Raw genomic sequence first — 13,323 nt, forward strand, 5'->3', positions numbered from 1 at the left:
ATGTCTGTGCATCCTGCAGGCGCGCCAGTGAGGTATTGCGATCAGCCGTCGATCAGTTCCGGGTTCCAGGCATGCACGGTCTGGTGTTGTTCACCGAGGCCGTCGATCCCCAGGCGCATGGTGTCGCCCGGTTTCAAATACACGGCCGATGGTTTCTGGCCCATGCCCACGCCAGGCGGCGTGCCGGTGCTGATGATGTCGCCCGGGTACAGGGTCATGAAACGGCTGATATAGCTGACCAGGTTGGCCACGCCGAACACCATGGTTTTCGTATTGCCGTCCTGGACGCGCTTGCCGTTTACTTCCAGCCACAGGCCCAGGTTTTGCGGGTCCGCCACTTCGTCGCTGGTGACCAGCCACGGGCCGATCGGGCCAAACGTATCGCAGCCCTTGCCCTTGTCCCACTGGCCGCCGCGCTCCAGTTGATATTCGCGTTCGGACAAGTCGTTCACCACGCAATAGCCGGCCACGTGCGACAGCGCATCGGCTTCCGACACATAGCGCGCGGTGGTGCCGATCACCACGCCCAGCTCCACTTCCCAGTCGCTTTTCTTCGAGTCCTGCGGCATGACCACCGCGTCATTGGCGCCGATCACGGCACTGGTGGCTTTCATGAACAGCACCGGTTCGGCTGGCACCGCCATGCCCGATTCGGCCGCATGGTCGGCGTAGTTCAGGCCCACGCACAGGAACTTGCCCACACCACTCCATGGCGGCGCGATGCGGCCAGGATTGGCAACGACCGGCAGGCTGTCGATATCGACGGCGGCCAGCGTCGCCAGGTTATCGCGGCTCAAGGTCGCACCGGTAATATCAGGCAGCACGCCGGACAGGTCGCGCACGGCGCCGTTGGAATCGATCAGTGCAGGTTTTTCAGCGCCCTTGGCGCCATAACGCATCAGTTTCATTGTTGTCTCTCGTTTTAGTGATTATTTGGTGATTAATTGGACCAACCGCCATCGATGACATGCACCATGCCGGTGGTAAAGGCCGATTCGTCGGAAGCCAGGTAGACCGCCAGCGCGGCGATTTCATCGGCCTTGCCGACCCGGCCCATCGGCTGGCGCGCGACAAAGGCGGCTTGCACGGTTTCCACGCTGACGCCCGTCGCTTCGGCCTGGGCCGCGATGCGATCCTTCAGCGATGGCGACTCGATGGTGCCGGGACAGATCGCATTGCAGCGGATGCCGCGCGTGACAAAGTCCGCTGCCACCGACTTGGTCATGCCGACCACGGCCGCCTTCGAAGTGCCGTAGATAAAGCGGTTCGGCGCGCCCTTCACGCTGGATGCCACCGACGACATGTTGACAATCGAGCCGGCACCTTTTGCCAGCATGCCGGGCAGCACGGCGCGCATCAGCCGGTACATGGAGCGGGCGTTGATCTCGAACGAGCGGTCCCAGGCCGCGTCGTCGCATTCAAGGATGGTGCCGCCGTCGACAAACCCTGCGCAGTTGAACAGGATATCAACCGGGCTGATCTCGTTCACCAGCGCAGTAATGGCTGCGCCGTCGGTGACGTCGAGCAGGCGGATGGCGCAGCCGGTGGCTTCTTTCAGCGCGTCGAGCTGGGACTGGTTGATATCGGTGGCGATCACGGTCGCGCCTTCGCGCACAAAGGCTTCGGCGGTGGCGCGGCCGATGCCCTGGCCGGCGGCGGTGAGCAGTGCGGTTTTGCCTTGTAGTCTGGCGGTCATATCTTGTCTCCTTTTATTTTTTAACCGAACCCTTGAAGTGCCGGGGTCGGACCCTGAGGGACTCGGCGTCCCCGTCCGACCCCAGTCTTCGCTTGGGGTTTACGTCATATGAAATACGTGTTCCATCATCGCCCAGTGCTCGCCATCGGCACGCGAAGCGAACGGCAGCTGGCACGGTGCGCAGAAGGTCCACCAGCGCTGCGTTTCCGGGTCGTCGGCAATCGCCGCCATGTCCGCTGCAAAATCGTCGCCGTGGTATTCCCAGTAGCCGAACAGCAGGTTCTCCGGCTCGCGCAAAAAGATCGAATAATTGCGAACCTGTGCTTGCGCCAGCCGTTCCAGCACCTGCGGCCAGACTGCCGCGTGCAGGGTTTTGTATTCTTCGATGCGGTCCGGCGCGATGCCGATCACCATGCCCATTCTTTGCATCATCACTCCTGTCCGATACCGTAAAAGCGTAGCGCATTGAGGCCGAAAATATCGTTCCTGTCCTGCTGGCCCAGGTGCGCCAGCAAGGTCTCGCTGGCGGCCAGCCAGGCGCCATAGCCGCCTGCCAGATCCACCACCGGCCAGTCGCTGCCCCAGATCACGCGCTGGGCGCCAAACACGGCCAGCACATGATCGACATACGGGCGCAGGTCTGCCACGTTCCAATCCGGCTTCGCTTCCGTTACCAGCCCGGACAGCTTGCAATGCACGTTCGGCAGCGCGGCCAGTTGCGCCATGTTTTCGCGCCAGCGGCCAAACGATGCATCGGCAATCGGCGGCTTGGCCGCATGGTCGATCACGATTTCCAGTTGCGGATAATCGCGTGCGCACTGCATCAGCGCCGGCAAGTGGCGCGGCAGCACCAGCGCGTCAAAGCGCAAGCCATGTTCAACCATGGCGTTCAAGGCTGGCGCCAGCGCCGGATTGGCGATCCACTGCTCGTCGCTTATATCCTGCAGCATCGGGCGCAGGCCCTTGAGCTTCCTGTTCGATGCCAGGCGCGCAATCGCGGCCGGTGCGCTTGACGCCAGCAGGTCGGTCCAGCCCACCACGGCGCGGATCATGCTGCTCCTGTCCGCCAGCGCCAGCAACCACTGCGTGTCGTCTTCGGACGGCAGCGATTGCACCAGCACCGTGCCGGCAACGCCATGCTCGGCCAGCAGCGGCGCCAGGTCTTCCAGCGAAAAATCGCGGTAGATGGCAGCCAGGGAAGGCGGCGGCCAGCTGCCGGCGCGCGCCGCCAGTTGCCAGCAATGCTGGTGGGCGTCGATGCGCATCATGCGGCTCCTTGGGGCAGCGGTGCGCGCGCGTCGATCAGGCCGGCATCCTGCAACGCCGTCCACAAAGCGTGTGGTATCGGCGTGGCGAACCAGTCGAGGTTCTGCTGCAGCTGCGCCAGGTCCTGGCCGCCCGGGATGCACGACACCACGGCCGGATGGGCCAGCGGGAACTGCAAGGCAGCCGCCTGCAGCGGCACATGGAATTCGCGGCAGACGACGTCGAGCTGCGCCACTCTTTGCAAGATGGCGTCCGGCGCATCGGCGTAATTGAACTTGCCGTTGCCGGCCAGCACGCCCGAATTGAATGGCCCGCCGATCACGATGGCGTTGCCGCGTACCGCGCACAGATCGAGCAGCGGCGACAGCGAGGCCTGTTCCAGCAAGGTGTAGCGGCCGGCCAACAGGGTGCAGTCAAGGTCGAATTCGGCCATCGCGCGCAGCACGATCTCGCATTCGTTGACGCCCAGGCCGACGGCCTTGATCTGGCCAGAAGCACGCAATTGATCGAGGGCGCGAAAGCCGCCGCCATCAGTCAGCTCGCGCCAGTACTGCTGATCGTGATCGCCATGCGTGACCCGGCCGATATCGTGCACGAACAAAATATCGATGCGCTCCAACCCCAGGCGCTGCAGGCTGTCGTCGTGCGAGCGCAGCACGCCGTCATAGGTATAGTCGTACTGCGGGCGGAATGGCAGCGGTGAACAGAAGCCGTCGTCGCCGGGGCGCACGGAAGCATCGGGACGCATCAGCCGGCCGACCTTGGTGCTGATCACGAACTCGTCACGCACGCGTTCGCGCAGCATGGCGCCGAGGCGGTGTTCGGACTGGGTATAGCCATAGTACGGAGCCGTGTCGAAAAAGCGCACGCCGGCGTCCCAGGCGCCGTTCAAGGTGGCGCGCGCCTGCGCATCGCTGAGCGGCTGGTACAGGCCGCCCAGTGGCGCGCAGCCCATGCCGATGCAGGGCAGTGACAAGCCGCCGCGCGGCAGAATACGCTGTTGAGTGACATCCATGAACTCGGTCCTCACGCTGCGCGCAGCGGGAAACAGCCTGGCCCCACCGCGTCGAATTGTTTATAGGTCAGCACAAATTCCTGATGGCCCAGGTCTTCCGAGCGGCTCAAGGCGCCATTGGCCACGTCCAGCACGGCGGCGACGATTTCGGCGCCCACTTCTTCCAAAGTAGCCTCGCCGGTCAGGATCTTGCCCGCATTGACATCCATGTCGTCGCACAGCCGTTCGTAGGTTTGCGGATTGGCGCAGACCTTGATCACGGGCGAAATCGCCGAGCCGACCACCGAGCCGCGGCCGGTGGTAAACAAGGTGATATGGGCGCCGCAGGAAATCAGTTCGACGATTTCAGCATTGTCGGACACATTCGGAAAGCCGAAGCGCGGCTCGCCATCGGGCACCACGTCAAGCAGGTACAGGCCGCCGCCGGCCGGCTGGTCGCCCGGTTTCAAGATGCCGACGATCGGCGAGGAACCGCTCTTGGCGTAGGCGCCCAGGGATTTTTCTTCCTGCGTGGTCAGGCCGCCATCGGCGTTCCCCGGCGAGAAGCTGCCGTGGCCCATGATGGTGTAATAGCGCGCAGCCTTGGCCACGGTTTCAACGATGGCGTTGCCCAGCTCCGGGCTGACGGCGCGCCGCTGCATATGGTATTCGCAGCCTACCAGTTCACCCGTCTCTTCAAAGATGCAGGGGCTGCCGGCCGCGATCAGGGTGTCGAAGGCCACGCCGACGGCCGGGTTGGCGCTGATGCCGCTGGTGCTGTCGGAGCCGCCGCAGATGGTGGCCACCACCAGTTCGTCGATGCCCATCGGTACGCGCTTTTGCTGCGCTAGGTGTTCCAGCGCCCAGCTGATCCACTCGACGCCGCTGCTGACGCTGGGGCGGGTGCCGCTGTTTTCCTGGATGGTAATCGTGTGTACCGGGCGGTCGCTGTCGGCCACCGCGCTGGACAGGCCATATTTGTTGAAGCCTTCGCAGCCCAGCGACACCAGCAGCACGGCGCCCACATTCGGATGCGTCAGCAAACGGCGCATCACCTGGTCGGCGTATTCGTTCGGGAAGCATCCCGTAAAACCGATCAGGTGCACCGGCTGGTCGGGAAAGGCGTTGACCATCAGGCGCGCCACGTGGTGCGCGCATTCGACCATATAGGCCACCACCACGATATTGCGGATGCCCTTGCGGCCATCGGCGCGCAGGTAGCCCGTGAGAGCCGGAGCGGGCGTTGTCGTTGGAGCGTTCATTGTTTGGCGTCCTTGTCCAGGAAATGGTGGCCGTCCTGGCCCAGGGTAAACGTGGGGATATAGTCGCTTGCCAGGTTGTGCGTATGGATATGCTCGCCGATGGCGACGGGGGCCGTGATGCTGCCGATCAGGGCGCCATAGCGCAGCACCTTGTCGCCGACGGCCAGCGCGCGGCGTGCCACCTTGTGGCCGATCAGGATATTTTGCGCCAGCGTGACCGGCACGCCATCGATCGTGACGACCTGGCCTTGGGTCAACGCCGTGCGGGCGATCATGCAATTGTCTTCGGGCGACATCAGCAGCAGGCTGGAGACGGGATTGGAAACCGGATTGGCGTGGCTCATTGCGCACCCTCCCCGCCAACGGCGCTATTTACGACTGCGTCAGCTTTTCGCGCGTGCCGATCGACGACAGCATGGTGCTGCGCGAGGAATTCAAGTGTGACTTCATCGATTCGAGCGCCTTCGGTATGTCGTGCTCGGCCAGTGCCCGCAAAATCGCCAGGTGCTCCTGCACCGCATACTTGTTGCGGCCCTTTTCCTCGCCCTTGTCCCACTGGTAATGATAGTGAAACACGAACGAGACGATATCGTAGAAGCCCTGCGCGAAGCGGTTGTTCAACAGGCCGATCAGAAAGGTGTGGAACTCGCGGTCCAGCGCCGGAAAGGCATTGTGGCGCGTGTCGATCTTGGCCGCCAGCTTCTCGTGCTGTTTGATCAGCCGCGCCAGTTCCGCATACGCCGGATCGCCGTGCGGCAGATGCGCAAAGTGCTCCACGGCCGCCATCTCGAACATGCGCCGCATGTCCGCCAGTTCGGTGGCAAACGAACGGTCGAACGCGCACAGGCGCCAGCCGCCGCGCGGCTTCTTTTCGATCAGGCCGAAGCGCGAAAAACCGATCAGGAATTCGCGCACGCTGACGGTACTGGCGCCCGCCTCGCGCGCCAGTTCGGCTTCCGAAAACTCGGCTCCCGGCGGCATGTCGCGCTGGTAGACGCGTTCCATCAGCACCTGCTGGATGCGCTCCGCACCCGACTGCAGCTCGGCGATATCGAAGTAGTCGCCCGGTATTGGTTTTCTCAGCAAACGCCGCTCCGCCGGACTGCTGATCAGCCGCCGCGTCGACAGATACGCTATCGCGCTGCGGATCGCCGTGCGGCTGCCCTGGCAGATGGTCGTCAGGAACTGCTCCGTCGGCAGCATTTCGCCCACTGCGACATTCTCGGCGAGAAATTGCAACAGCAGATTGGTACTGCGCTTGAAGACGGTGGCCGGTTTTGACATGGATGGGGGTGCTCGCTATGTCGGCGACAGGGAAAGTGGGAGAGTGGGCCATTTTAGTCGATATCGGATAGTGTCGGCAGTTGGACAGGAGGATCATGACGCCGCTCCCGTCGCCAGCATGGCGCGCAGACGAGGTTGGGCCAGGTTTGGGCACAGCTGCTGCGCCAGCGCCACCACGGGCGCCATGCGGCGGCGGATTTTCTCGCCATGGTTCTGGGCGATGTCGGCCATCCGGTGCGCAAGAAATGGATTGTTGAAGCGTTCCCGAACCTGCGCCAGGTAGGCGGTGGCAGCTTCGCCTTCGGCCGCACCCATGGCGGCAAACACGGGCAGCACTTCGGTTTGCCACAGCGCTTCGAGCGCCACCAGCATGTCGGCGTCCCGCATGGCGTCCTTCACTGTCATCGAGGCCGGGCTGCCGCGTTCCAGCCACAGCTGCGCCAGATACGTATGGCCCAGGTTCAGCAGGAACAGCTTGCGCTGCTCGTACTGGCGCAGGCTGGCGGTGACCACCAGTTGCGGATGACTGCACGGCAGTACCATGCCGTGCTGCGCTTCGATGGCCCACAGCGCATACGGTTCGGCCACGGCGCCGATCGGCTCTATCGGTTCGGAGACGATGCGGTCGACCAGGGAATTGATCCACACGCAGCCTGTTTCCAGATAGGCGATAAAGCCGGCGTCGAGCTGCCATTGCCGCGCCAGTTTGACGATCAGTTCGCGCAGTACCGTGCCGTTATCGACCACCAGCTCGCACGGATAAATCGTGATGGGTTCGGCGCCAGCCAGATAGCGGTCGCGCAGCAGCACCAGCAGCTTGGCAGGAAAACTTTGCGGCGCGCTGTCGCCATCGAGCAGGCCGGGATGATCGGCTTCAACCAGCTGATAACCGGTGTCGCCGGTATTCGACAGGATTACGCGCGCAGCCACGGCGGCGTCGCGTACCTGCGGCCAGTCGCTGCTGGTCTGCCACGCTTGCGTGACGACGTGCACGCGGCGCTCGTCGTCCACTTGCGCGCCGTCCTGCCAGCCGCGGATGCGCACCGGATAGCCACCGGGCTGGCGAAACGCCGCCACCCGCGCCGCGCCCTGGACGCTGCCGGTGGTTTGCACGATGGTGATATTGCCCAGCGCCTGGCCGGCACTTGCCGCCTCGCTGACAAACAGGTCGGCATGCGCCTGCAGGAAGCGGCTGGTGCCGAACTGCAGTATCGGGTTGTGTTCGATGGCGTTCATCTCAGACCTCGACAATCGCCTTGATGACGCCGGCCGACGGCTGCATCCAGTGTTCCAGCACATTCGTGAATTCATCGAGCGTGGTGCGGTGCGTGTTGAGCAGCGCGGTTGGCACCTTGCCCGCCTTCATGGCCGCCACCACTTCCTCGAAATCATCGACGGTGGCGTTGCGGCTGCCGAGCAAGGTGGTTTCGCGCTTGTGGAATTCGGGGTCGGAAAACGACAGGCGGTCGCGCACGATGGAGACCAGCACATAGCTGCCGCCGTGGGCGACGAAGTCGAGGCCGCGCTCCATGGCGGCGATATTGCCGGTGGCGTCGAATACCACGTCGAAGAATTCGCCATCGGTGGCGGCAGACAGTTGTTCCTTGTCGCCTTCGCCCAGCTGCACCGTGCGCGTGATGCCCAGTGCGTCGCGGCAGAACTGCAGGCGGTCGGCGCGGCCGTCGAGCACCGTGACCTCGGCGCCTTTCAACGACGAGAACAGCATTACGGCCATGCCGATCGGGCCGGCGCCCACCACCAGCACGCGCTTGGCTGCATCGACCGCGCCGCGCTTGACGGCATGCGCGCCGATGGCGAGGAACTCGATCATCGCCGCGTCGTCGAGCGAGATGCCTTCGGTCTTGAAAACAAAGCGTTCCGGCAGCGCCAGGTATTCGGTCATGCCGCCGTCGCGGTGCACGCCCAGTACTTCGATGCGGGTGCAGCAGTTGGTCTTGCCCTGGCGGCAGGCGACGCAGGTGCCGCAGGACAGATACGGCATCACATAGACCTGGTCGCCCACGGCCAGGCGCGAGCCGGCGGGCGCGCTGTCGATATGGCCGGACAATTCATGGCCCATCACGCGCGGATAGCTGAGGAAGGGCTGGGTGCCGCGGAAGATATGCATGTCGGTGCCGCAGATGCCGATACGGCGTATGCGTACCAGCACTTCGTCGCCGGCGGGGACAGGCACGGGCCGCTGCTCCATGCGCAGGCTGCCCGGCGTATCGCAAACGATACTTTTCATCATGGTCGTCTCTCTCGCCAGCCGGTCGTTGCCGGCGGCATATTATATTTAACGTACAAACCAACTGTGAAAAAAATCCGTCTGCGCGGATTGTCTTTCCAGTCCTGCCGATGGCACTTCTTGCTGCGCCGCACAACGATTATTCCGTACTGCCATGTGGCCCGAACGCGTTCCATCTGCTGCAGTCGCTGTTCGGTTTTATAAATATACCGTACAAAAAAATGAAGGTCAACGGATTCTTTTTGCGGTTGTTTTTCGTCCATCTGCTACATTCCCGCTTGACCCTGACGCTACGTCAGGCGCCATCGTGAATGTACGCAACGAAGACCAGGAGAAGACGATGCTGTTGAAAATAGGCGAGCTGGCCAGGCTGACGGGCCTGACCGTGCGCACCCTGCACCACTACGACAGCATCGGCCTGCTCTCGCCTTCGGCGCGCACGCAGGCCGGCTACCGCCTCTACCAGCACGGCGACATGGACCGGCTGCACCGGATCATGGCGCTGCGCCGGTTCGGGCTGTCGCTGGCCGAGATCGCAACCTCACTGGCCAGTTCCGACCTGCCCTTGTCCGCCATCGTGGCAAAACAGATCGCCATGCTGGACCAGCAGCTGGCGCAGGCAAGCCGCCTGCGCACACGCCTGCTGATGCTGCAAACGCAGCTGGAACAGGGACAGGAACCGGAACTGGCCGAATGGCTGACCACAATGGAGCAGATGAACATGATCGACAAATATTTTACGCAGGACGAAGTGCGGCAATTGCCGATGCTGTCCGACACGGCAGTGGAACAGGAGTGGCAGGCGCTGGTGGCGCGCGTGCGCTCGCTGATGGACGCGGGTAGCGCCGCCACATCGCCTGAAGCGCAGGCACTGGGCACCGAATGGATGGTCAAGCTGGTGCACGACACCGGCGCCCACCCCGGCCTGTTTGCGCGCCTGAACACCATGCATGGGCAAGAGCCGGGCATGCAGGCCACGACCGGCATCGATGGGGAGCTGATGCGCTTTGTCACCAGTGCATTCGGCGCCTCTCGCATGGCGCTGTATCGCCCTTTCCTGGACGATGCCGAGTACGCGCATTTGCAGGCCAACTATGGCAAGCGCGCCGGCGAATGGCCGGCGCTGATCGCCGCCGTGCGCGCAGCGCTCGACAGCCACACGCCGCCCGATGATCCAGCGGTGCTGGCACTGGCGCGGCAATGGCGCGATTTGTTCCAGTCGTATGCAGGCACCGACCCGGCCACGCAATTGAAATTTCGCCAGGCGCACCAGCAGGAACCGCGTCTGCTGCAGGGCAGCTTTGTCACGCCGCAGATGATTGCCTACCTGGCGCCGGCGATGGCCATGGTGGCGCACGAAACCGGAGGCGCCCTGTAGAATCGGCGCTTGTTCAACGCCTGAGGAAAATCGATGCGCCGCCTTGCTTTATTTTTGTTGTCCCTGTCCGCCATGCCGCTTGCCATGGCGGCCGACGCCTCCTTGCAAGGCGTCTGGCAGGGCACGCTCGGCGGCGCCGATATCGTGGCCTGTTTCAACCAGCCGGGCAGTGGTTCGGACAGCAGTGGCAGCTATTACTACACCCGTTACAAGGCACCCATCATGCTGTCCAAGGCCCAGGGCAAGACAGCCTGGAAGGAAACCGATGCGGCCAATCAGGTTACGGGCAACTGGAGCCTGAACCCGCCGCAGGGCGGTAGTATCACGGGCAGCTGGACGCATCCGAAAACCGGCAAGTCACTGCCGGTCGCCTTGAAGCTGCTGGCGGCGGCCGGCGACCTGGATCACCCCACCTGCGCCAGCGATGCCTACAACGCGGCGCTGGAAAATGTGCCGGCCCTGAAAACTTCAAAGCCGAAAACCTTCGAAGGCCACCAGTACCGCAATCTCGGCGTGGCCGATGCCATCACCGTGGAGCTGATCGCCAGCGGCGAAGGGGTGGCAAAAATCAACGCGCGATTGCGCGAGGTACTCCCCAAGGACAAGGCCGCGCTGGCCGACTACTTCGAGACGCGCCGCCAGCACCTGGGCCAGAACGGCTGGGCGGCAGAAGCGGAAGTTGACGCCGAACCGACCTACTGGTCATCGCGCTGGGTCACGGTTAAATTTTATCGCTGGGCGGCCGGCTACGGCGCCAGCGGCATCTCGATGAACTACCGCACCTGGGACCTGAAAACAGGACAGGAAGTCGATGTCTGGACCTGGTTCGGCACGCGCGCCAGCAAGGGCGACGGCGCCGCCGACGACAAGAGCGAGCTGCCACCACGTTTGCGCCAGGCCCTGTTCAAGGATGCCTCGACAGACCCCGAGTGCAAAGGCGACTACCCGGGCAAGGGCCGCTACCACCTGTCACTCAAGCGCGAAGGCGTGTCCTTCTGGGAGGATGCACGCGGCAGCGGCTGCGAGCAGGAATTCCTGCTGCCGTATAACAAGGTCGCGCCGTTCCTGACGCCGCAGGGCCGCGCCGCGCTCGGCGACCTGCTGCCTGCGCACTGAGCGTCGACTATCCGGAGATTGTCCTGAATCATGCAACAGAGCATCCCTCATTGACGCTCTAGTTGCAACAGACCTGGTGGACTATGCTGTACTCGTGCGGCGTCGATGGGATGCCGCCACCACAAGGACACCGCCATGCCAGCACTGATCACCACACCCTTTGGTTTTTCATCCACCGCAGACGACGTGCTGCAAGGCGTCGACCTTCACGGTCAGCGCGCCATTGTCACGGGAGGCGCCTCGGGCATCGGCATCGACACGGCCCGCGTGCTGGCCGCAGCCGGCGCCGAGGTCACGCTCGCGGTGCGCAATCTGGCGGCCGGCCACCAGGTCGCAGCTGGCCTGAACCTGGCCGGCGCTCACCAGCGCGTGCGCGCGGCGCGGCTGGACCTGGCCGACCAGGGCTCGATCAGGGACTTTGCGGCGTCATGGGAAGGGCCGCTGCACATGTTGGTCAACAACGGCGGCGTGATGGCGATTCCGGAACTGAGCCTGACGGCGGAAGGCTGGGAGATGCAACTGGCGACCAACTATATCGGCCACTTTTCGCTCGCAAACGGCCTGCATGGCGCCCTGGCCGAGGCGGGCCGCCACAAAGGCGCGCGCATCGTTTGCGTCAGCTCCAGCGGCAACCTGATCGCACCGGTGCTGTTCGGCGACATGCATTTCCGCTTTCTCGCCTACGACCCGCTGATTGCCTACGGCCAGTCGAAGAGCGCCTGCGCGCTGATGGCGGTGGAGGCGACACGCCGCTGGGCGGCCGATGGCATCCTTGCCAACGCGCTCAACCCCGGCGCCATCGCCACCAATCTGCAAAAGCATACGGGCGGCCTGAAAACACCGCCAGAGCGGCAGAAGAACACGGCGCAGGGCGCGGCCACCTCGGTGCTGCTGGCCGCCTCGCCGCTGCTGGCCGGTATCGGCGGGCGCTACTTTGAAGATTGCAATGAAGCGCCCATCGTGCACCAGCGCCCTGCCGACTACCGCGGCGTGGCCGCGCATGCACTCGACCCGGTGCTGGCCGAACGGCTGTGGAATGACACCCTCAAGCTGACCGCCTGAGTTAGTATCGGATACCTCCTGCCAAACCGACCACGCCATGCCCTCTCAAGCCACTACGCCGCCTGCCATGAGCGAACTGATTGCCGTGCTCAAGGTGTCGCAGCACCGCAGCTTTCGCAAGGCTGCCGTGGAGCTGGGCATGTCGACATCGGCACTGAGCCATGCTGTGTCCAGGCTTGAAAAAAGCCTGGGCGTGCGCCTGTTTCACCGCACCACCCGCAGCGTGTCACCGACCGAGGCGGGCGCGCAGTTTCTGGAAAAGATAGCCCCGGCGGTAGCGGCCATCGGCGACGCCATCGACAGCGTCGACAGCCAGCGCGCAATACCGGCCGGCACCCTGCGCCTGAACATGGCCGCCGCCACTGCCCATATACTGCTGCGCCCCATCATGCTGCCTTTCCTGGCACGCTATCCGGGCGTCAGCTTCGACCTGGTCACCGAGGGCAAACTGGTCGACATCGTCGCGCAGGGATTCGATGCGGGTGTGCGATCCGCTGACAACGTGCCGCGCGACATGGTCGCCATCGACTGCACGCCACCGCTGCGCTGGGTGGCCGTGGCCAGCGCCGGCTACCTGGCCCGGCACGCGGCGCCGGCCACGCCGGAAAGCCTGAAGCAGCACTGCTGCATCTGCACACGCTATCCCGGTGGCATGCTGTATCCATGGATGTTCAGGCGCGGCGACGAGCGGGTCGAGATCATCCCGGCCGGCCCGCTGCTGTTCGATAACTACACCCTCATGATTGCCGCCGCGCGCGCCGGCGCCGGCATTGCCTGGATCAACAGTGCAGCGGTGGCCGACGACCTTGCCGACGGCAGCCTGGTCGAAGTACTGCGCGATTGGTCGCTCACGGAGCCACCGCTGCAACTGTATTACCCCAGCCGCCGCCAGCTGCCGGCGGCCATGCAGGCGCTGGTGGCCATGCTGCGCCAGACGTATCCGACGCCGGCCAGGGCCTAGGCAGCGCATGCTCGATGGCGACGAATCCAGCTCGGCCAGCGCGCCTGCGTAAGCAA

The 13,323-nt window shown here is 64.1% G+C and carries 15 protein-coding genes; 4 read left to right on the plus strand and 11 right to left on the minus strand.

Annotated elements, in window-relative coordinates; all coding sequences use genetic code 11:
* Positions 1-41 precede the first annotated feature (41 nt).
* The 11 genes from AC0Z42_RS21455 to AC0Z42_RS21505 form a co-directional block, all read right to left on the minus strand.
* On the minus strand, positions 42-908 hold the full coding sequence (locus tag AC0Z42_RS21455; RefSeq protein WP_485470210.1) for a fumarylacetoacetate hydrolase family protein: 867 nt from the start codon (positions 906-908) through the stop codon (positions 42-44).
* A 32-nt stretch (positions 909-940) separates the two neighbouring features.
* Positions 941-1,696, minus strand: coding sequence for an SDR family oxidoreductase (locus AC0Z42_RS21460; RefSeq protein WP_485470211.1), 756 nt, complete (start codon positions 1,694-1,696; stop codon positions 941-943).
* Between the two features lie 99 nt (positions 1,697-1,795).
* A complete protein-coding gene (locus tag AC0Z42_RS21465) occupies positions 1,796-2,125 on the minus strand; it encodes an L-rhamnose mutarotase (protein WP_485470244.1) in 330 nt (109 codons plus the stop codon).
* 2 nt (positions 2,126-2,127) lie between these two features.
* A complete protein-coding gene (locus AC0Z42_RS21470; protein ID WP_485470212.1) occupies positions 2,128-2,964 on the minus strand; it encodes an amidohydrolase family protein in 837 nt (278 codons plus the stop codon).
* Positions 2,961-3,977 (minus strand): aldo/keto reductase, encoded by a 1,017-nt coding sequence (locus AC0Z42_RS21475; RefSeq protein ID WP_485470213.1) that lies wholly within the window; start codon positions 3,975-3,977, stop codon positions 2,961-2,963. The genes AC0Z42_RS21470 and AC0Z42_RS21475 overlap by 4 nt, the downstream gene beginning before the upstream one ends.
* An 11-nt stretch (positions 3,978-3,988) precedes the next feature.
* Entirely contained in the window at positions 3,989-5,218 is a 1,230-nt protein-coding gene (locus tag AC0Z42_RS21480; protein WP_485470214.1) for a UxaA family hydrolase, read from the minus strand.
* Positions 5,215-5,562 (minus strand): UxaA family hydrolase, encoded by a 348-nt coding sequence (locus AC0Z42_RS21485; protein WP_485470215.1) that lies wholly within the window; start codon positions 5,560-5,562, stop codon positions 5,215-5,217. The genes AC0Z42_RS21480 and AC0Z42_RS21485 overlap by 4 nt, the downstream gene beginning before the upstream one ends.
* A gap of 28 nt (positions 5,563-5,590) precedes the next feature.
* Positions 5,591-6,502, minus strand: a complete 912-nt coding sequence (locus AC0Z42_RS21490; RefSeq protein WP_485470216.1) for a GntR family transcriptional regulator — start codon at positions 6,500-6,502, stop codon at positions 5,591-5,593.
* Positions 6,503-6,595: 93 nt separating this feature from the next.
* Positions 6,596-7,738 (minus strand): mannitol dehydrogenase family protein, encoded by a 1,143-nt coding sequence (locus AC0Z42_RS21495; protein WP_485470217.1) that lies wholly within the window; start codon positions 7,736-7,738, stop codon positions 6,596-6,598.
* 1 nt (position 7,739) lies between these two features.
* Positions 7,740-8,750 (minus strand): zinc-binding alcohol dehydrogenase family protein, encoded by a 1,011-nt coding sequence (locus tag AC0Z42_RS21500; RefSeq protein ID WP_485470245.1) that lies wholly within the window; start codon positions 8,748-8,750, stop codon positions 7,740-7,742.
* Positions 8,750-9,013, minus strand: coding sequence for a hypothetical protein (locus AC0Z42_RS21505; protein ID WP_485470218.1), 264 nt, complete (start codon positions 9,011-9,013; stop codon positions 8,750-8,752). The genes AC0Z42_RS21500 and AC0Z42_RS21505 overlap by 1 nt, the downstream gene beginning before the upstream one ends.
* A gap of 77 nt (positions 9,014-9,090) precedes the next feature.
* Here AC0Z42_RS21505 and AC0Z42_RS21510 point away from each other — a divergent pair, with 77 nt between their 5' ends.
* The 4 genes from AC0Z42_RS21510 to AC0Z42_RS21525 all read left to right on the plus strand — a co-directional run bounded on the left by AC0Z42_RS21510 (position 9,091) and on the right by AC0Z42_RS21525 (position 13,267).
* Positions 9,091-10,128, plus strand: coding sequence for a MerR family transcriptional regulator (locus AC0Z42_RS21510; protein WP_485470219.1), 1,038 nt, complete (start codon positions 9,091-9,093; stop codon positions 10,126-10,128).
* 33 nt (positions 10,129-10,161) lie between these two features.
* Positions 10,162-11,244, plus strand: coding sequence for a hypothetical protein (locus AC0Z42_RS21515; protein ID WP_485470220.1), 1,083 nt, complete (start codon positions 10,162-10,164; stop codon positions 11,242-11,244).
* Positions 11,245-11,379: 135 nt separating this feature from the next.
* Positions 11,380-12,306: an SDR family NAD(P)-dependent oxidoreductase gene (locus AC0Z42_RS21520; protein ID WP_485470221.1), complete on the plus strand. Its 927-nt coding sequence runs from the start codon at positions 11,380-11,382 to the stop codon at positions 12,304-12,306.
* Positions 12,307-12,373: 67 nt separating this feature from the next.
* Positions 12,374-13,267: a LysR family transcriptional regulator gene (locus tag AC0Z42_RS21525; protein WP_485470222.1), complete on the plus strand. Its 894-nt coding sequence runs from the start codon at positions 12,374-12,376 to the stop codon at positions 13,265-13,267.
* Positions 13,268-13,323: the final 56 nt, after the last annotated feature.

The organism is Janthinobacterium sp. 1L-D-8-B-C4, from assembly GCF_057291295.1.